We start from the raw sequence: 18,519 nt of genomic DNA on the forward strand, positions 1-18,519 counted from the left end.
AACCTCTTATAACGTATAGTCGTATATAATTCCCGGGATTTCCCGGTCAAACAATGTGCGATATAAGCCTTGGATCGATTGTAATATGCGCTCGCCCTGAATGCGTAAGTGCGTGAATTTAACGGCATACTGCTCGGGATGCTGCAGAAAAATAGATTGAGAAGCAATCCATTCCGGTAATTTCTTTTCTTTCTCCTGCCAGGAGACAAGTCTGCCGCGTAAGCTTCTGGCTGTTTCTTCCAGCTCAGTGCGACAATCTTCCAAAGTTACTTTCAATCGCTCGGAAGCATCCTTATTTAAAGCGCCGCCGATTTCTTTTTTAAATTGGAAGGCATGTAATTCATCTTCTTTCTCCAACCATTTCTTAACCGTCAAGTTATATTGAAGCAGCGGGAGTTCTTGTTCCATTTCTCGTTTGAGCATGTCCTGGAATAAGGAGTCGAAAATGGCTTTGAGCTCTGCCAAATCTTCAGGGAAATCCCACAGCATATGCGGGGTTAGTACGGTATCCCACACATTGACAGCGCTGCGCCCATGGATAGCTGCTGAAATCTTCCACGAATGGCCAATCTTGTGGTAGCGTCGATCCGAAAGCACGTATTCTTTCTCTTCAAGAGCTGTCTTCAATTGAAAAAGCATGTAAACCAGCGCATCTGGCAATTGAACCTCGGCCGCTTGAGACTTCAACTGTTTCACCAATTCCGTTGATAGAAGGGCAGGGAGAGGTGTGGTTGGTGCCTGAAACATGAGTTCAAAGCTGGATATTTGCTTGACATATTCGACTTCAAAACGGAACAGGAAACGGTCGTACAGCGCTGCTAATTGTTCGTTATCTTCAGGCAATTCATTCGATGCTGCCATTAAGAATAGAAGGGGAGATTGCTGCTTTTGCCGTCCATTGAAGAAGACACGTTCATTCAAGACAGAAAGAAGCGCATTAAGTATGGCGCTGTTCGCTTTGAATATTTCATCGAGAAAGGCGAAGCGGGCACTTGGTAAGTAGCCGTCTGTGAGCCTTACATACTCATCATTTTTAAGCTTTTGTAAGGAAACAGGCCCGAATAATTCGTCAGGTGTTGTGAATCGGGTTAATAAGTAATCATAATAAGGTTCATTACCGAATAATTCGGCGGCAGCGCGTGCTAATTGAGATTTGGCTGAACCGGGAGGTCCAACCAATAAGACATGTTCGCCACTCATGATAGCGAGTAGTAAGACACGGATGAGCTCTTCCCGTTCCATGAACCGTTTTTCGAGATGACCCATAGCTTCTCTTAATTTGTTCTGTATGACGATGGGTTCTTTCACATTGTTGTCCCCCTTGGCGTAATCAAAGCTCGTATGTTTATATTGTATCAAACTGCCCGGTAAACATCGAATATGCTACAATAAGACCTGTAGTATCTACACTACTTTTATCTGAGCCTGCAGTTATCAGTCTTCTAAGAAAATACAAAGGAGCGTTATCCATGCCACAAATGATCGTTAGAGGAATTAGTGTTCCTCAAATTCAATCCATTAGTACGGCGTTAATTGAAGAACTAGCTCAAGTATGCTCGTGCGGAACGGACAATTTTATGCTGGAATGTCTTCCCACAGTTTCTATATTTGAAGGAAAGCAAGTCCATACATACCCTTTTATTGAAGTAGGTTGGTTCGAGAGAGGGCAGGAAACGCGTGACCAGTATGCTAGCGTACTGACCAAACACGTTCTTTCGCTGGGCATTCCTGAGGTGGAGATCGCTTTTCGAGTATACCGGGAGGACAGCTATTATTGGAATGGGAAGTTAATTTGAACGAATATCATGGCTAATAGATTAAATGAAGGAGTGGTCCATATGCGGATTGGTGTGATCTCGGATACTCATTTATCACCTCGGGTTCAGAAACTGCCAGATGCGTTAATTGCAGGTTTACAAGGTGTTGATCTTATTATTCATGCCGGAGACTGGGTGAGTGAGCACGTTGTTGACTTGGTTGAGCGAATCGCACCTTGCGAATCTGTGGCAGGTAACAATGACGGATCTGACATCATAGAACGATTTGGCTTGAGGAAAATACTGACACTCGGCGACTATCGAATAGGTCTTATCCATGGAGACGGCTTTCGTAAAACGACAGAGGAAAGAGCCCGAGAAGCGTTCCAGGCCGAGCGGCCGGATATCGTCATCTTCGGACATTCCCATGTTCCATACCAGCAAACGATTAATGGCATTCTCATGTTTAATCCAGGCTCGCCTACGGATAAAAGAAGGCAGCCGCAATACTCCTACGGTATCATCGAGATCGGTGATAGCATTCATGCGAAGCATTTCTTTTACGATAGTAAGGCTTAGCATCTGACATTGCGTACATCTGCTCTATCCGCCGGAGACAGCCTGGAAAACGATAAGCTGATCCCCTTGCTGCAGCGTGATATTTAAGTCATCCAGCCATGCGATATTCGTGTCATTGTAATAGAGCAGGACATGCTTTCGGACTTGTCCGGTTTCGGTCCAAAGATGAACGCGCAGCAGGGGATAGCTCGATATAAGTTGATCTAGTGCATCCTGTAACGTAAGCGCATCCAATTGAAATTTAACGTTTCCCCCTGTGCAATCACGCAGCAAGGAGGGGACGCTGACGGTAATAAGCATGCTAGTCCTCCAAAATCATTGGCTTCACAGTTAGGATTCGTGATAATTGTCCTGGAAGACGTTCCCAGCTTTCTCCGCGATCTAATGAACAGTAAATTTCACCTGATGTTGTTCCAAAATAAAGTCCATAAGGCTCAAGTGAGTCCACAGCCATCGCATCTCGCAGTACACTGACATGTCGTTCTTCTTCTGGGAGAACATCCCCAATAGGCTTCCAGGTATGTTCACCGCGTGCCATTCTGTAAACAATTAACTTGCCGTCACGCATAGATCGTTGTTCGCTGCTTTCCAGCGGGATAAGAAATAAATCACCTGTTGGTGAAATACTAATCGGGAAACCAAACGGGGCATCGCCTTCGCGTAATGTGAGGCCTTCCTCGATAGGATGCCAGCTGTCACCGCCATCAATGGATTTGAACACCCCGCTATGCTCCTGCATATAGAGAACATCGGAGTTTTCCGGGTCGAGCACCATCTTATGCACACAGTATCCGACACGCTCATCAGGTTGACCTGTTGGTATCCGGTTCAAGCCGTTATTGCAGGGCTTCCAGCTAATCCCCCCGTCAAGTGTACGGAAGACACCAACCGCAGATATTCCGATCCACATGCGCTGCGAGTTCCTTGGATCGATGAGAATGGTATGCAAGCACATACCGCCGGCTCCGGGAAACCACTCTGGACGTGTGGGGTGCTTCGTTAAACCATCTAACTCTTGCCACGTCTGACCGTTGTCGCGGCTAACGAATAATCCCGCTTCTTCGACACCCGCAAAAAGAGTTCCGGGCTGAGATGAAAGACCTGGTACCAACTGCCAAATACGGTTTAGTGAAAAACCGCTCTCCTCGGTGTACCTCGGACTATCCGCAATCTGTTCCCACGTTTCACCGCCATTGCTGGACACTCGTATGGTCGCACCATAAGCGGCATGAGAGGTTCCCGCATACAACGTACTTGCTGTTCGTGTATCTCCAAGAACACTATAAGCTTCCCATCCTGGTAAAAAAGGTCCTTGCATGGACCAGTTCCGTCTTTCAGTCGTTGAGGAATAAATGAAAATGCCTTTATTGGTGCCGACGAGCAGTTGAACGCGCTTTGACATACGTGCCCTCCTTTAATCTTACTCCTAAGATAATTTCGACAGATGGCAAAAAATTCCTTCTCTTAAATTGTGTCATTTCCTTCCTTTGCTTAGGTGTTCACCGTGTTTGCAAGAGTAAGAGGGACATACACTGTCATAGTTCTATTATTCGAATGGTGGTGATTCGATGCGTACTACGGTAGGTGTCCTATTGGACTTGGAAACTTATTTGGGTATTGCAAGAGGAAGAACAGGAAATGAACGCTTAGCCCTGTATAACAAAGCAGGAAAGATGCATGGAATAAGGCCTTTTTATATGTGTTTACAGCATGTAAAAGGTAAATCTGTTTTGGGTTATTACTATGAGAATAATGCGTACAGGCTCGTTAGGCGATCTATTCCTCGTGTGACACATAACCGAGCCATTTGCTTATCTCCTTATTTAAGAAAAAAATTAAAAGAGCTTTCGCAATCGAGCATCGTGTTCAACAGACAAAATCGATATGACAAATATCGCATACATCAACTCTTAAACTCCAATCATTCGCTGCGTAAGTATCTTCCTGATTCTATTAAATATTCGCGGGAAAAATTAGAAGACTCCATGAAGAAGTACGCCTCACTTTTCATCAAGCCGACAAACAGCAGTGTAGGTGACGGGATTATTAAAATATCCAAGCAGGAGAGTGGGGATTGGACTTTGTACTGGATGAAAAGGAAACCAAAGCTTGTTTCCAAGAAGAAAGCCATTTCATTCATTGGGAAGGTAGTGGGTAAACAAAACTACATGATTCAGGAAGCAATCCAATTAGCAACTTACAAAGAAAGGCCTTATGATCTTCGTGTATCGGTACAGCGTGGAAGCAGTGGGCAGTGGCAAGTTACCGGAATGATTGGGAAAGTCGCAGCCTCCGGCCGTCATGTGACTAATGTGGCAAAGGGAGGGAAAGTTAAACGGTGCGAGCAGCTGTTTGAGTCCAGTAGTTTTGATTCCGACCAAATGAAGCAAGAATTACAGCAAGTATCTCTGGCAATTGCCCAATATATTGGCGTTAAATTGCCTCATATGGCTGATATCGGATTAGATGTGGGCGTTGATCAGGGGGGCCGCATCAAATTGATCGAAGTAAACGGCAGAGACCAACGCTATACCTTTAAAAAAGCAGGCTTAGAAACGACTTTTTATCGCACATATGAAACACCAATGCGATACGCAAAGTTTCTCTTACATCAATCAACGTAACTGAATGGTTAATTTGCCCCAGTATTCTGGGGCTTTTGAAATAGAAACTAGGCAGAGACGGATTACAGCGAAAATTCTCATTATTTTCTCATTCACATAGCCTATACTTATTGGATTAACGAGACAAGGGAGATATTCATGAAACGGGTATTGCTCATAGAAGACGAAAAAAACCTAATTCGTTTTATTCAATTGGAACTGGAGCACGAATCATTCGAAGTACATACAGCTTACGATGGGAAAACAGGATTAGAATTAGCCCTTCAAGATCATTGGGATTTGATATTGTTAGATATTATGCTGCCAGAGCTGAACGGAATTGAGGTTTGCCGCCGTATTCGTGCAGCGAAGAAGACTCCAATCCTCATGTTGACAGCCAGAGATAGCGTTGTTGATCGTGTATCAGGCTTAGATAGCGGCGCCGATGATTATATGCCCAAACCCTTTGCGATTGAGGAATTATTGGCTAGGATAAGGTCTATTTTCCGTCGTATCGAACTCGAGGGAAACGACCCGCATGCTATGCTTTCATTTCAAAATATTCACGTCGATATGGATGCTCGTATGGTTTATAAAGACAATCAAATCATTGAGCTTACTAAGCGTGAGTTCGATCTATTGGTGATGTTCATGAAAAACCTTAATCTCGTGCTGACGCGCGATATGCTTTTGGATCATGTATGGGGGTATGATTCGTTAGTGGAGACGAATGTTGTCGATGTTTATGTCAGGTATTTGAGGAACAAGCTAGATCAAGCGGGAGAGAATAGTTGTATTCAAACGGTTCGGGGAATCGGATACGTGATGCGATGATGGAACGATTATCTCGTTTAATTCGACAACTCCCCATCAAATGGAAGCTCATGTTAGGAGCAACTGCACTCATCTTCCTTTTATTTGCAACTTATAATTTCTCCCAATATCTTGTTCTCAAACAGTGGATGATGAATCAAGAAAAAGACAAAATTCAAGTTAGTATGACGCAGCTTCAAGACTATTTACTTGAAAAATCAAATACAATGGATGCCTTGTTGATAACGGAAGCTCGACCCTACATAGAAAAAATGATTGGAAAAAACCAATTAGTACGTATTATTGGGAATAATGGAGAGCCACTCCTGACCGTATCCAATCATTTTGATGAAAGTTGGGTTACACCTAGGACTGTGACAGCGCCTGAACTTTTGGATACCATCCGCCAAGAAGATCACATTCTCATTTATAGGAGCCCATTTATAACGGCAAAGTTTGTTGGAACTTTAGAGTTCGCAAGTAATCTAGAAACGTTCGATCATTTTAGTAAGACGTTATTCTGGGTGATGCTGATCGGCGGGGTGTTGGCTGTTTTTATAAGTGCAATTAGCGGCTTAGCGATTGCGAAGCAATTGATGCGCCCTATTCGGGCATTGGCAGCAACCATTCGAAGTGTAAAGGAGAATGGGCTGACAGAGCGGGTTAGTAACATAGAAAATGGAGATGAATTATCCAGTTTAGCACAATTATTTAATGAATTGATGAATCAGTTGGAAGTCTCCTTTCGCCAACAAAAGCAATTTGTTGAGGATGCCTCTCATGAGCTGCGGACACCCATAACGATATTGGAAGGTCACTTGTCCCTCTTAAATCGCTGGGGTAAATCAGATCCAGAAGTCTTAAATGAATCTTTGCAAGCTTCCCTCCAAGAGACTAGACGCTTGAAAGGGATCGTCGAAGAACTTCTGACCCTAACGAGAGTAGAAACTCACCTCGATTCTGAAATTAGTGAGCCTATTCCAATAGAACCCGTAATCTTAGAAACGCTAAAAAGATTTGAGGTCCTTAATCCAGATTTTGAATTTCAAGTGAATACGGAGAAAATGAGTGATGCTTTGGTATCCATAAGCCCGCTGCACCTGGAGCAAATTCTCCTAATCGTTCTGGATAACTCGGTTAAATACTCCACTCAAGATAGACGGATCGTTATTGAGGGACTTCGATTGATAAATCAAGTGCATATTACTATCGAAGATCATGGAATAGGGATTCCGCAAGCCGAATTACCCTATGTATTTGATCGGTTCTATCGTGTTGATAAAGCAAGAAATCGTGAGATAGCGGGTACCGGGCTAGGATTGTCTATTGCCAAGCAATTCGTTCACAAGTATCAAGGGGAAATAACCATCCGAAGCAAGGAAAACGAAGGTACCATAGTCTTAATTACATTACCAATAAATCAAATTATTAAATAGTACATTTCTCATGTCGTTCTCATCTTTATCATGTAAAGTCAATGCAAATGCTTTCGTTAGAGCATTCAGTATAAATAAAGGATGATGAAGATGAGCTTTACACAGTTGGATTATCATTGGTTTCAACTCATTAATCAATTAGGGAATACGATACCCGCTCTAAACCCGATTATGCGTTTGTTAGCTTCTTATGCGGAGTACGTGTTTTACATCGGAATTGTGATTTATTGGTTTACGAGGCATGATCTCAAGCGTAGAATGATTGCTGAATCACTTCTGTCCGCATGTGTGGCAGTAGCTTTCAGCGGAATACTTGCGCATTTCTTTTATCGGGATCGCCCGTTTGTCACACATAATGTCATTCAACTGATCGCTCATCCGGCCAATGCCTCTTTTCCAAGTGACCATGCCATCGGCGCTTTCGTTATAGCCACATCCATTTGGATTCACCGGAGAAAAGAAGGGAAGTTATGGCTTGTATTAGCAGCTGGTATTGCTTTCTCAAGAATTTGGACAGGGATTCATTATCCTTCTGATGTTATAGGAGGCGCTGTGATTGGAATAGCTGCCGCGGTTCTCATCCATCAGTTATTTAAGCGTTCGTCGTTGGCACTGACATGGTTGAATAAATGCATCCATTGTTATGAAGCTGTCGAGTCCAAGATTTGGCGAAGGAACGTATCGCCGCAATCTTCAGTAAACGAATTATGAATACATTCTGGGCGAAAGACCGTAAATGGGTGATTCTTAGTCTTGGAATTACACTGCTAATCGTCATATATGGCACATGGACAATGTTCCATGTACCATCTATACAATGGCATGATCGCTCTTTCAAAGGTTTATATAAAAATTATGGATCCCAAGCAAGTTTTTTATTATTTGCCGTTTTGGCGTACTATGTGCTCAAAATAATAATACAGAGACGATGGGTGGAACAATGGCTTATACTGAAAAGGAGTGTTATTACCCTTTTGAGAATAACTCGGAAATTCCATACACCTATCGCCATTCTTGCCATCGGCGTCATTGTTCTGCATATCGTGGGTGCTATTCTATATGGTATCAAGCTAGACTTTGCCAATATAAGTGGACTTCTAGCAGGACTTGCCTTGTTGCCTGTACCGATTGCAGGGGTATTTCGATCTCGAGGACTTGATCGGAAATGGCATTTGCGATTAGGACTAATCTTTGCTGTTTTATTTTTAATTCATGCATACCTTTGATAAGCGGGGAATGACGGGAGGACATCCATTGAAAAAAACATTCTTGGCAGTATCCATTCTTGTACTAATGGTTACAGCTTGTTCCAATCCGGATCAAGGTCATGTAGCGACATCAATCCAACCACAAACTCAAATAGCAACACCCGCTGCTTCGCCAACCCCTACCATATTACCTTCACCAAGTCCGTTGACCACGGCTTCAAGTCCGGCGAAAACGCCTAACCCGGCAATTTTCGAAGGCGGTAAACCCGACCATGTTGTTATAGTGGTAGAAGAGAATCATTCCTATGAGAAATTGATTGGCAATGCTTCAGCCCCTTATATCAATGCTTTGGCTGGGCAAGGAGCGTTCTTCACACATTCATATGCCGTGGCACATCCCAGTCAGCCTAATTATTTCGTCTTATTCTCAGGCTCCGATCAAGGTGTTAAAAATGATTCTTGCGGTCATGAATTTAAGACGGCTAATTTGGCTAGCGAACTGGTGAAGGCAGGCTATTCGTTTGCAGGCTACTCGGAGGATTTACCTGCGATAGGTTCAACCGTTTGTACGAATCATCAATATGGCCGCAAACACAGTCCATGGGTGAGTTTCTCCAATGTTGCCAAAGAGAGCAATCAACCTTTTAACCAATTTCCAAAAGACTTTAGCAAACTGCCAACGGTATCTTTCGTCATCCCTAATCTGGATAATGACATGCATGACGGGACAATCCTTGCCGCAGATGATTGGCTTAAAAAACACATAGGTCCCTATGTAACCTGGGCTCAAAGCCATAACAGCTTGCTCGTTCTTACGTGGGACGAAGATGATAATTCCAAAGACAATCATATCCCAACAATCTTTATAGGACCAATGGTCAAAGCAGCTAAATATGATCAGCATATTACGCATTTGAATGTATTACGTACGTTAGAAGAGATGTATAAATTGCCTTATTTGGGCAGTACAAATGAAGTTCCTGCTATTCAAGGTATTTGGAAGTAAAGATAAAAACACAAATAACTCACCATATTCTTATCATTCCCGGAAAAAGGTAGATCATGAAGAGAATAAAGTCATTTAATGAATAAAAAAACTCCTTCAGATGGATATCTGGAAGGAGTTTTTTGTGAATATCCGGCTTAGTTAATCACGCGGCGAGCCGTTTTGTAATTTCTGCTCCACCAACCGGAATTCATATCTGAAATCGTTACGCCAGGATTGCCGTACGTATGAAGAATCTTACCATTACCCATATAGATACCTACGTGATGAATAGGTGAATAGAAGAAGACAAGGTCTCCAGGTTGCAGCTGATTCCTAGGCACAAATGTACCTACCTGTGATTGCTGTTTGGAGGAACGAGGCAAATTGATCCCATTCTTGCCATATACATATTGCGTAAAAGACGAGCAGTCAAAAGAACTTGCACTGCTTTTCTGCGATCCGAACTTGTACCTCACGCCAAGGTATTTCTTACCGGTTGAGATAATACGATTTGCTTTTCCCGGCATCGATGTTGAAGCTGCTGTTATAGAAGCTGCGCTTGCAGCATGTGCGGATTGAGGGGCTGTTATTAGATTAGCTGATGCAAATAAGGACACACTAAGTGTAATTCCTAATAGCGATTTACTTAGGCGGTTCTTTTTCATGTTGTTCATGATTGGATGTCCTCCTTCAGGATCGTGTTTTAGGCTTCCACCTGGGATAACCTTAACACATCCAGAATGACCTATAGATTACCAACAATAGGGGAACACTAGGTCAAATCAGGCTTAAACGAGGTTTATTAGAAAACCATGAGAATCCAATGAGGCCAAAAACCTTGACAAGAAAAAAACAAAGGTCTGTTCCACTTCTGAGAACGGCAGATGGTTCGCTAACGCCGATTAACCTCATAAAGCAAATAAACCTCCAGTCCCATTTCAAGTGGGATTGGAGGTTTTTACTAAGCATAGGAAATGATTACTTACGTTTTTTGGGTAAGAATCGGCCGTTTACTCTCGAATAATGGAGTACTTTGAAGAACATTTTTTTATCTTTTAATTGGTTAAATATAAAGGGGTCAGGTGCTGTGTTTACTTCTATGACCCATGGTTTTAACTTTTTATCAATACCGATATCAACACCAATTTCTTTAAATCTCGGATAAACCTTCTGGTAATGCGTTGCTATTTGATATCCTAGATGTCGCAAGCTTTTGATATAATAATCTTTTTTCGGATTCTTTAAGTAAGTAGCAAGTAATAATTCTAATGGAAGCGGTTTGCCGCTATTATGAAAGTTCGTTACTATTTTTTGTGGATGAGCAACTCGACCAATATAACCAGTAGTTTCCCAAGTTTTCTTAGGGCTTTTTTGTACCATTATACGTATGTCGAATATTCTCTTTTGATGGGTTAAGAGATGAATGCCTTGCTGAATCAAATAGGATCTAGCTAACTTGGCTTTGTTTAGGGCACCGAATAAACCTAAAAAAGTTCGAAAGGATTTAGCTCTTTTGCCGGACTGAAATCGATAAGTCTCATTTTTCTCTACACGAATAACACCATGCCCAGAAGAGCCATTGAGTGGTTTGACATAAACCATTTTATGTTTATTTAGCATTTCAAGCAGGTTCTTTTGACTATAGATTCTTGTTTCCGGAACAAATTTGCGAAGTTCTTTGTTTAATAAAAGAACTTTCGTCTTGACCCATTTGCTGCTTACTGTTCTAGCTCGATTCATGGACATAACAGCACCTCTACGTGGAATTTTTCGTATAAATCTTTTCTAATTTGCTTGCTGTGGCTCGCCAACTGAATTTTCTCGTTACATCTAGTCGGGCTTGCTTGGCCAGTCTTCTGGCCTTAGAAGGGTCTTTGGCTAGTTTAATAATTTCTTTGGCAAAAGCCTTCGGGCTTCGATACTTCGCCACTAAAAGTCCGTTATGCTTATGTCGAATAATTTCAGGAATCCCGCCATTTCTGGAGGCGATCGCTGGAATGCCGGATGCCATCGCTTCCACATTCACTAAACCAAACGCTTCATGACCTTGAGACGGGCAAACGAAACAATCCCCGGACTGATAGAAACGAGGCATTTGACTGCGTGAAACATAACCCTTGAACGTTACTGGGATTCGGAGTGAGGAAGCTAGATGCTTCAAGTATTTCTTGTAGCTTGGCTTTCCGGTTCCGCCAGCAATTTTAAGCCTTACTGAAGGGATGGATTTCATAACGATCTTTGTAGCTTTCATTAGTACGGGGATTCCTTTTTTCGGAATCAACCTACCTGCAAATAGAATGACAAATGGACGGCGACCGTCATTTGAATGTTCTTTCTTTTTACGAGGACGGAATTGAGTGAGATCAACGCCTAGATGAACGTAACGAACCTTATGGCTGATTTTTGGAAAGGTTCGTTTCAGGTGATTTTGCAGCGAAAGGCTGTTGCCAATAATGCGATTAGCCCCGCTGAGATCCCTTGCAGCTTGCTTTTTGGATGTCATTGGCGGGGATATAAATGTCTTTGAATGCAAAAAAACAGAGATTGGCGTATGTGGGAATACTTTTCGCACCGAACGCACAAATCTAGGGCGATTATCGATTTGAATCCTATCATAATGATGGCCTTTGACAGTCTTAAGTACATTAGATAAATAAGCTTGTTTATTGGCACCTGGGACTCGAAGAATCGTAATATGACCTAATCTACTTGTCTTTGGGTAGTTAGAACGCAGCCGACTTATTATGGTAACTTTATGCTTGGAGGATATTTTTTTGGCGATTTGGTATATACAATGCTCCACAGAGCCTCCGACGGGAGGAGGGACGGGAATTTGTTCAGGAGCAATAATCAGAATATGCATAATAAGAACTTTCACCTCTTGGCTTCATTTGATGTTTCCAGTTATCATATTCAAAGGAAGTAAAGGGACTTGGAGTAAAGTCTACTTGCTAAAAATAAAATTTTTCGATCATTACCATATTGCAGCCATTTATAAAGTGGGATACACTGAGGCGACAGATTCTGATCTACTTAGAAAGTTCAATTAAGGAGCGATACTCTCTTGAAGACATTAATTATTGCGGAAAAACCCGATATGGGACGTAATATAGCCGCCGCAATAGAACCCAAAGCCAAAAATCTCAGGTCCCATCTAGAGGGTGAGCAGTACATCATCACCTGGGCGATCGGACACTTAATTGAGTTGGCTGAACCTGATCAATATGATGATAAATATAAAAAATGGAATATTAATCACCTGCCGATTATTCCTGATGAATTTAAGTTGATTCCAAACCCGCGGACTTACGATCAGCTTAAAGTGATTGCTGAGCTTGCGAAGAAATGCGACATGCTTGTCAATGCTTGCGATGCGGGGAGGGAAGGGCAGCATATCTTCTCGCTTATCCAACGGCATCTTGGTCTGAAACAGCCTGTTAAGCGTCTCTGGATTTCCGATTTAACCTCGGAAACGATTCGAAATGGCTTCGCTACATTAAAGGACGGCGCTGAATACGAGAATTTAACGCGCGCCGCGCGCTCTCGCAGTGAAGCTGATTGGCTAATCGGCATGAATGGTTCTCGTGCATTTACAACTAAGCATAACGTATTGCTTTCTGTTGGCCGCGTTCAAACGCCCGTTCTAGCGCTTATTTATGATCGACAGAAGCAGATTGAAGCCTTCTCTTCGCTCAAGTTTTATGAGCTGGAAGGGCATTTTACACAAGGCGAGACGACGTATAGAGGCATGTGGCAGGGAGAGCGCTTGACGGATGGACCGAAGGTCGAGGCGCTTGCTGCCAAGGTCAAAGGGAAACCGGCACGGATTATCTCCTATGAAGTGAAAGAGACGAAGGAATATGCGTTTAAATTGTATGACTTGACGCTGCTGCAGCGTGAGGCGAATGGGAAATACGCCTTCTCAGCGAAAAAGACGTTGGATACGGCTCAGGCACTCTATGAGAAGCATAAGGTCATTTCCTATCCAAGAACCAATTCCAACTATGTGACTGAGCAAAATATTCCGGAAATGCACAAGTCCTTATCTGCATTACAAGGAACGGCTTACCATGAGCTTGTGCAAGGGGCAAATCGTAATCTGGTGCATAAAAATAACAAGTTTATTTGCAATCCGAGCAAAGTTGAAGATCACCATGCGATCCTTCCGACGAATCGCAAAGCATCAGGACTGAGTCCAGATGAACAGAAATTGTACGATTTGATTGTAAGACGTTTCTTATCCCAGTTTTACCCTCCAGCTGAGTATAAGGTTCACACGGTTATGACTGAAGTAGAACAAGAAATGTTTAAAACAACGGTCAAAGAACTGCTCCAATTAGGCTGGAAGGTCATCTACGCCGATCAGAAAAAAGAAAAGGCGAAGAGCACGAAGGGCAAGGAGAAGGAAGAGGAAGAAGACGAAGAGGTTGAAGTAAATGAGCCTTTCTCCATTGATTCACAGGGAAATGTCCTTTGCCATGACGCGATCGTAAAGGAAAAAGATACGCAGCCGCCAAAGCATTTTAACGAAGGAACGCTGCTCAAAGCTATGGAAAGTGCCGGCAAGCAGATTGAGGATGAGGAGCTCCGCGATGCGATGAAAGATTCGGGACTCGGCACTCCGGCAACTCGTGCAGCGACTATCGAGCGTCTCAAGAAGGTTGGCTACATTGACATGCAGGGCAAGAAAATCGTCCTGACCCAGAAGGGGAGAACGGTTGTTGAATTAATTCGCGGCGCGGGCATTGAACTGCTGACTTCACCTGAAATGACAGGGCAATGGGAGCGAAGACTGAATGAAATCTCCCGTGGTACGGCTTCGGACGAGCAGTTTATGCATAACGTCAAAAGATTCGCAACCCTTATCGTTGATAAGGTTCGCGTGCAAGCTAGGGCTTCCAAAACAGCTTTCGAAGGCGAAACGCCTCCTGCTAGTGCACCCAAACGCGGGTCTGTACGATCGAGTGCGGCTTCAGCTTCAGGCGGCACCAAAACAGCATCCGCCCCTAAGAAAGTGGCTCCTGCTAAACAAACAGATGGAGCTAATACGTTCCTTGCGACATGTCCAAGACCAGGGTGCGGAGGCTCTCTTTTCATGGGACGTAAAGGTTACGGCTGCTCGCACTATAAGGAAGGCTGCAAATTCGTCATCTGGAAAGAAAGCTTTGGCCGGAATCTAACGGACGCCCAAGTTCAGGCGCTCGTAAATAAAGGGAAAACGACGAAGCTGAAGCTCGTACTTGCAGATGGTACATCGGCGGATGGACGAATCGTGCTGAAAAACATGGATACGGGAGAGCTCGGTACGGAAACGGAGTGATAGGAGGGATGAATGGTGAGCCATTTAACGAACGACTGGGCTTCTTTGTTGGGGTCAGAGTTGGAAGAGCCCTATTTCCATGAGTTGCAAAAATTTCTTAATGATGAGTATTCGACACAAACCATTTTTCCAGGACAAAATGAGATTTATAGTGCACTTCATTTAACATCTTATACGAATACCAAAGTAGTTATTTTGGGACAAGATCCTTATCACGGTAGAGGCCAAGCCCATGGCCTTAGTTTTTCCGTTAAACCGGGTATACCAACACCGCCATCTTTGCAAAATATGTATAAAGAATTACAGTCTGACCTTGGCTGCTATATCCCCGATAACGGCTACTTGAAGACTTGGGCAGAACAAGGTGTACTGCTGTTGAACACTGTCCTAACAGTGAGAGCTGATACGCCGAATTCGCATAAGGGAAAAGGGTGGGAACGTTTTACAGACAAAGTCATAACGACACTTAGTGATCGGGAGAATCCGGTCATTTTTGTACTGTGGGGAAGTCATGCACAGGCTAAGCAGCGTCTAATTGATACTTCGAAGCATGTAATCATAAAATCAGTTCACCCAAGTCCGCTTTCTTCGTATCGCGGATTTTTTGGCAGTAAGCCTTTTTCGCAAGTGAATGCGCATCTTAGGGACTTTGGAAATTCGGAAATTGATTGGCAAATACCAAATTTATTTGTGAAGGAGCGGGAATAATGAGCGACAATAAAGAATTTATTTATGTCTTACGATTAAAACCTGCTTTTCTAGATCGCAGTGTTTGGACAGATAGAGAAGAAAAAATTGTTGAAGAGCACTTTCAATACCTCTTACAGTTGAAAGAGGAGGGGGAACTCATTTTAGCAGGAAGAACACAAACTTTTGATGAAAAAACATTTGGCATTGTTATCCTGAGGGTGGATAATGAGTTAGAAGCTACACTGATCATGGAACAAGACCCTGCTGTTTCTAATCAACTTATGACCAGTGAATTGTTTCCATACAGTATTGCAGTTATGTAATTAGACTGCCAGTTTTTCTGGCGAAAACTCAAAGGAGTGAATCCAATGAAATTTCAAGAATTTAAGTACGAAAGACCCGACTTTAACGCTTTTGAAATTAAATTTAAGGAGCTTTTAGAGGCATTTAAACGAGCATCTTCGTTTGGCGATCAGGACCAAGCGATGGAAGCGATCGTTAGCCTGCGAAGTGAGTTGGAGTCAATGGAGTCTATTGCGCGGATTCGTCACAGTGTAGATACAAATGATGAATTTTACAAAGCGGAGCAAGAGTATTTCGACGAAATTGAGCCTTTATATCAAGGGCTAATTACCGAATTTTATAAAGCTCTCATTGAGTCCTCCTATCGATCAGAGTTAGAAGTCAAATGGGGGAAGCAATTGTTCACGATTGCCTCCTTATCACTGAAAACGTTTTCGCCGGAAATTGTTGAAGATCTCGTACAGGAAAACAAACTGGCCAGTGAATATTCGAAGCTGCTTGCATCTGCGAAGCTCATTTATGCAGGGGAAGAACGAAATTTATCCCAACTCGTGCCTTTTCAATTATCAACAGACCGAAAAGTTCGTAAAGAAGCGAATGATGTGAAATATAGCTTTTTTATAGAGAATGAAGCGAAATTGGATGAATTGTATGACCAATTAGTGAAGATTCGCACTCTCATAGCTAAGAAGCTCGGATACAACAATTTTGTTGAACTCGCATATGCTCGTTTGAACCGCTCTGATTATAATGCCACAGATGTGGATGTATTTAGGAATCAAGTTCTTGAACACATTGTACCGGTGGCAACCAAACTAAAGGAGCGGCAGAAGGCTAGAATCGGCGTAGACTCGCTGCACTATTACGATGACAAGTTTGGTTTCGCCTCCGGGAATGCAACACCTAAAGGCGATGCGGATTGGATTGTGGAACAAGCTCGTAAGATGTATGCAGAGCTATCCCCAGAAACGGATGAGTTCTTTACCTTTATGATCGATAACGGTTTGATGGATTTAGTGGCTAAGAAGGGAAAACGCGTAGGTGGTTATTGCTCTTATATTAGTACATACAAAGCACCGTACATTTTCTCTAATTTTAACGGAACTTCAGGTGACATTGATGTCTTAACGCACGAAGTGGGACATGCTTTCCAGGGCTATAGCAGCCGAGAGTTTCAAGTGCCTGAATATATATTTCCAACCTTGGAAGCCTGTGAAATTCACTCGATGAGCATGGAGTTTCTCGCTTGGCCTTGGATGTCGTTATTCTTTGAGGAAGAGACAGATAAGTATAAATTCAAACATCTTAGTGAGTCGCTCTTATTCATTCCATACGGTGTTGCGGTAGATGAATTTCAGCATCGAATCTATGAGCAGCCGGAACTTACACCCGCTGAGCGTAAGTTAGTTTGGCGCGAGGTTGAGCGCAAATATTTGCCGCATCGTGTTTACGAGGATAATGACTATTTGGAAAGAGGGGGCTTTTGGCAGCAGCAAGCCCACATTTACAAAAGCCCGTTTTACTACATTGATTACACCCTTGCGCAAGTGTGTGCGTTTCAATTCTGGAAACGAGCTAATGAAAATCCAGAACTAGCTTGGGAGGATTACTTAAGACTTTGTCAGCAAGGCGGAAGTTTGAATTTCACCGAGCTTGTGCAAGTCGCTAAGCTAATTTCACCTTTCAAAGATGGCTGTGTGGCTTCGGTAATTGGTCATATCGACTCATGGCTTGATCAGGTTGATGATGCTAAGCTTTAAATCATAGGCTTCACATGAGTGATTTGCAGTCCGCTGTCACAATCTTTACCTGTTTCATAGGAGAGATTGCTGAGAACTTCTTTAAAGGCTTGGTAATCAGCCGAAGAACCTCGTTGTATGGCTTTTATGGCTGCTTGGAGGACGATTTGTCCATCTTCCATCGCGATATCCCATAAGTCCCAGACGCTGTATGTGTACGTTTCTTCTAAAGATGTAGGACAATTCCAAACCGTCTTGGCTTCGTTTAAATAATCAAGCGGAGCCGGATGTCTGGTATAGACAAAAGGCGATATTTGACCGAAGGTAAATAAACGCTTGATTCCTTTCGGATCGTGGAATAAGCGTTGAGCTCGAATCATGTCCATGTAAGCATCGTTCCAATCCTTGTCAGTAATCTGTGATGCATGATCAGGATAGTGGATGGCGGCAGCGTGGGCAAGCGCAGGTACAATACCAAGGGGCAGAGCTTCTCCAACATATATTTCTTTCCATACAGGCGTATTGCATGTCTGAAGTCCAAGCTTGCGACGAACAATGAGTGTGTCCATAATAATCTCAAATCGTTGGTGATCCCATTTCTTGAAGCCTGATTTGTAAAAAACATAGGGATGCATGTTGCGGTCGAGAATATGGTGTGTAAGGAATCCAAGTGCATAAACAACAGCGGGATTATACAAGCCTCGACCTTGCATATGGGAAAGTAGATCCATCAAGAACGGACCGCATGCTCTCGCATGCATGAGACTTCCCAATTGATTGAGTTTCTTGTCTTTTTTCCAAGGTAAGAAGTTATGATAGAACAAGAAATCGGGTCCTTGGCAGCCAAGGGAGAAAACATGTCGCATCTGCTTATCATTCAGCATATTGGCGTGCCCCAATTGGTTCATTAATTCTTGACCGAAAATCAGATGTGTCCAGATGTTAGGCAATTGTGCCCCTCCTAATTTGTGATGTTCAAACATACATAGAAGAACCATTTTATTTTATCATAACGAGGAATTTCAGGGGCACATTTCATGAACTATTTGATCAACTAAGAGCTATTACGGGAGGAATCATCTT

19 protein-coding genes are annotated in these 18,519 nt (G+C 43.0%); 12 read left to right on the forward strand and 7 right to left on the reverse strand.

The features are described from left to right. Positions 1-6: 6 nt before the first annotated feature. Positions 7-1,308: an AAA family ATPase gene (locus ASD40_RS07305; RefSeq protein ID WP_268795877.1), complete on the reverse strand. Its 1,302-nt coding sequence runs from the start codon at positions 1,306-1,308 to the stop codon at positions 7-9. A gap of 161 nt (positions 1,309-1,469) precedes the next feature. Here ASD40_RS07305 and ASD40_RS07310 point away from each other — a divergent pair, with 161 nt between their 5' ends. Together ASD40_RS07310 and ASD40_RS07315 are read left to right on the forward strand one after the other, a co-directional pair. Continuing rightward, complete coding sequence (locus ASD40_RS07310) at positions 1,470-1,796, forward strand: DUF1904 family protein (RefSeq protein ID WP_057302665.1); 327 nt, start codon at positions 1,470-1,472, stop codon at positions 1,794-1,796. A gap of 42 nt (positions 1,797-1,838) precedes the next feature. Then, positions 1,839-2,336: a metallophosphoesterase family protein gene (locus ASD40_RS07315; RefSeq protein ID WP_057302666.1), complete on the forward strand. Its 498-nt coding sequence runs from the start codon at positions 1,839-1,841 to the stop codon at positions 2,334-2,336. Positions 2,337-2,360: 24 nt separating this feature from the next. On the opposite strand, the gene ASD40_RS07320 is transcribed toward ASD40_RS07315, so the two are convergent. Beyond that, positions 2,361-2,636 (reverse strand): MoaD/ThiS family protein, encoded by a 276-nt coding sequence (locus ASD40_RS07320; protein WP_057302667.1) that lies wholly within the window; start codon positions 2,634-2,636, stop codon positions 2,361-2,363. A 1-nt stretch (position 2,637) separates the two neighbouring features. Continuing rightward, entirely contained in the window at positions 2,638-3,738 is a 1,101-nt protein-coding gene (locus tag ASD40_RS07325; RefSeq protein ID WP_057302668.1) for a WD40/YVTN/BNR-like repeat-containing protein, read from the reverse strand. Between the two features lie 166 nt (positions 3,739-3,904). On the opposite strand from ASD40_RS07325, the gene ASD40_RS07330 reads away from it, so the two are divergent. The 6 genes from ASD40_RS07330 to ASD40_RS07355 all read left to right on the forward strand — a co-directional run bounded on the left by ASD40_RS07330 (position 3,905) and on the right by ASD40_RS07355 (position 9,402). Next, positions 3,905-4,960: a YheC/YheD family endospore coat-associated protein gene (locus tag ASD40_RS07330; protein ID WP_057302669.1), complete on the forward strand. Its 1,056-nt coding sequence runs from the start codon at positions 3,905-3,907 to the stop codon at positions 4,958-4,960. A gap of 138 nt (positions 4,961-5,098) precedes the next feature. Further along, positions 5,099-5,773 carry a response regulator transcription factor gene (locus ASD40_RS07335; protein ID WP_057302670.1) on the forward strand — a complete coding sequence of 225 codons (675 nt, stop codon included), beginning with the start codon at positions 5,099-5,101 and terminating at the stop codon, positions 5,771-5,773. Next, complete coding sequence (locus ASD40_RS07340; RefSeq protein ID WP_156389920.1) at positions 5,731-7,188, forward strand: HAMP domain-containing sensor histidine kinase; 1,458 nt, start codon at positions 5,731-5,733, stop codon at positions 7,186-7,188. Before ASD40_RS07335 ends, ASD40_RS07340 begins: the two co-directional genes overlap by 43 nt. A gap of 90 nt (positions 7,189-7,278) precedes the next feature. Beyond that, positions 7,279-7,899, forward strand: a complete 621-nt coding sequence (locus tag ASD40_RS07345; protein WP_057302672.1) for an undecaprenyl-diphosphatase — start codon at positions 7,279-7,281, stop codon at positions 7,897-7,899. A 263-nt stretch (positions 7,900-8,162) separates the two neighbouring features. After that, positions 8,163-8,414 (forward strand): hypothetical protein, encoded by a 252-nt coding sequence (locus ASD40_RS38485; RefSeq protein WP_156389921.1) that lies wholly within the window; start codon positions 8,163-8,165, stop codon positions 8,412-8,414. 28 nt (positions 8,415-8,442) lie between these two features. Beyond that, positions 8,443-9,402 (forward strand): alkaline phosphatase family protein, encoded by a 960-nt coding sequence (locus tag ASD40_RS07355; protein ID WP_162251208.1) that lies wholly within the window; start codon positions 8,443-8,445, stop codon positions 9,400-9,402. A 137-nt stretch (positions 9,403-9,539) separates the two neighbouring features. Here ASD40_RS07355 and ASD40_RS07360 read toward each other — a convergent pair whose 3' ends face one another. The 3 genes from ASD40_RS07360 to ASD40_RS07370 all read right to left on the reverse strand — a co-directional run bounded on the left by ASD40_RS07360 (position 9,540) and on the right by ASD40_RS07370 (position 12,247). Further along, a complete protein-coding gene (locus ASD40_RS07360; RefSeq protein WP_156389923.1) occupies positions 9,540-10,058 on the reverse strand; it encodes a C40 family peptidase in 519 nt (172 codons plus the stop codon). A 304-nt stretch (positions 10,059-10,362) separates the two neighbouring features. Further along, positions 10,363-11,130, reverse strand: coding sequence for a YheC/YheD family protein (locus ASD40_RS07365; protein ID WP_235549190.1), 768 nt, complete (start codon positions 11,128-11,130; stop codon positions 10,363-10,365). 10 nt (positions 11,131-11,140) lie between these two features. After that, positions 11,141-12,247, reverse strand: coding sequence for a glycosyltransferase family 4 protein (locus ASD40_RS07370; protein WP_057302674.1), 1,107 nt, complete (start codon positions 12,245-12,247; stop codon positions 11,141-11,143). 201 nt (positions 12,248-12,448) lie between these two features. Here ASD40_RS07370 and ASD40_RS07375 point away from each other — a divergent pair, with 201 nt between their 5' ends. The 4 genes from ASD40_RS07375 to ASD40_RS07390 are packed head-to-tail and all read left to right on the forward strand — an operon-like array spanning position 12,449 to position 17,457. Further along, positions 12,449-14,704 (forward strand): type IA DNA topoisomerase, encoded by a 2,256-nt coding sequence (locus ASD40_RS07375; RefSeq protein ID WP_057302675.1) that lies wholly within the window; start codon positions 12,449-12,451, stop codon positions 14,702-14,704. A gap of 12 nt (positions 14,705-14,716) precedes the next feature. Then, positions 14,717-15,412, forward strand: a complete 696-nt coding sequence (locus tag ASD40_RS07380) for a uracil-DNA glycosylase (RefSeq protein ID WP_057302676.1) — start codon at positions 14,717-14,719, stop codon at positions 15,410-15,412. Then, the gene (locus tag ASD40_RS07385) at positions 15,412-15,717 is read left to right on the forward strand and encodes a YciI family protein (RefSeq protein ID WP_057302677.1); all 306 of its coding nucleotides are present in this window, start codon (positions 15,412-15,414) and stop codon (positions 15,715-15,717) included. The genes ASD40_RS07380 and ASD40_RS07385 overlap by 1 nt, the downstream gene beginning before the upstream one ends. Positions 15,718-15,762: 45 nt before the next feature. Further along, positions 15,763-17,457, forward strand: coding sequence for a M3 family oligoendopeptidase (locus ASD40_RS07390; RefSeq protein WP_057302678.1), 1,695 nt, complete (start codon positions 15,763-15,765; stop codon positions 17,455-17,457). Here ASD40_RS07390 and ASD40_RS07395 read toward each other — a convergent pair. Further along, the gene (locus ASD40_RS07395) at positions 17,454-18,386 is read right to left on the reverse strand and encodes a zinc dependent phospholipase C family protein (protein WP_057302679.1); all 933 of its coding nucleotides are present in this window, start codon (positions 18,384-18,386) and stop codon (positions 17,454-17,456) included. The genes ASD40_RS07390 and ASD40_RS07395 overlap by 4 nt on opposite strands. Positions 18,387-18,519 lie beyond the last annotated feature (133 nt).

It is taken from the genome of Paenibacillus sp. Root444D2 (assembly GCF_001426375.1).
In the GTDB taxonomy this organism is placed as follows: domain Bacteria; phylum Bacillota; class Bacilli; order Paenibacillales; family NBRC-103111; genus Paenibacillus_E.

What these genes read in the sequence shown, in the direction of transcription:
- ASD40_RS07310 (WP_057302665.1), top strand. Translation starts at nt 1,470, where the DNA reads ATGCCACAAATGATCGTTAGAGGAATTAGTGTTCCTCAAATTCAATCC.
- ASD40_RS07315 (WP_057302666.1), top strand. Translation starts at nt 1,839, where the DNA reads ATGCGGATTGGTGTGATCTCGGATACTCATTTATCACCTCGGGTTCAG.
- ASD40_RS07320 (WP_057302667.1), bottom strand. Translation starts at nt 2,636, where the DNA reads ATGCTTATTACCGTCAGCGTCCCCTCCTTGCTGCGTGATTGCACAGGG.
- ASD40_RS07325 (WP_057302668.1), bottom strand. Translation starts at nt 3,738, where the DNA reads ATGTCAAAGCGCGTTCAACTGCTCGTCGGCACCAATAAAGGCATTTTC.
- ASD40_RS07330 (WP_057302669.1), top strand. Translation starts at nt 3,905, where the DNA reads ATGCGTACTACGGTAGGTGTCCTATTGGACTTGGAAACTTATTTGGGT.
- ASD40_RS07335 (WP_057302670.1), top strand. Translation starts at nt 5,099, where the DNA reads ATGAAACGGGTATTGCTCATAGAAGACGAAAAAAACCTAATTCGTTTT.
- ASD40_RS07345 (WP_057302672.1), top strand. Translation starts at nt 7,279, where the DNA reads ATGAGCTTTACACAGTTGGATTATCATTGGTTTCAACTCATTAATCAA.
- ASD40_RS07360 (WP_156389923.1), bottom strand. Translation starts at nt 10,058, where the DNA reads ATGAACAACATGAAAAAGAACCGCCTAAGTAAATCGCTATTAGGAATT.
- ASD40_RS07365 (WP_235549190.1), bottom strand. Translation starts at nt 11,130, where the DNA reads ATGTCCATGAATCGAGCTAGAACAGTAAGCAGCAAATGGGTCAAGACG.
- ASD40_RS07370 (WP_057302674.1), bottom strand. Translation starts at nt 12,247, where the DNA reads ATGCATATTCTGATTATTGCTCCTGAACAAATTCCCGTCCCTCCTCCC.
- ASD40_RS07380 (WP_057302676.1), top strand. Translation starts at nt 14,717, where the DNA reads ATGGTGAGCCATTTAACGAACGACTGGGCTTCTTTGTTGGGGTCAGAG.
- ASD40_RS07385 (WP_057302677.1), top strand. Translation starts at nt 15,412, where the DNA reads ATGAGCGACAATAAAGAATTTATTTATGTCTTACGATTAAAACCTGCT.
- ASD40_RS07390 (WP_057302678.1), top strand. Translation starts at nt 15,763, where the DNA reads ATGAAATTTCAAGAATTTAAGTACGAAAGACCCGACTTTAACGCTTTT.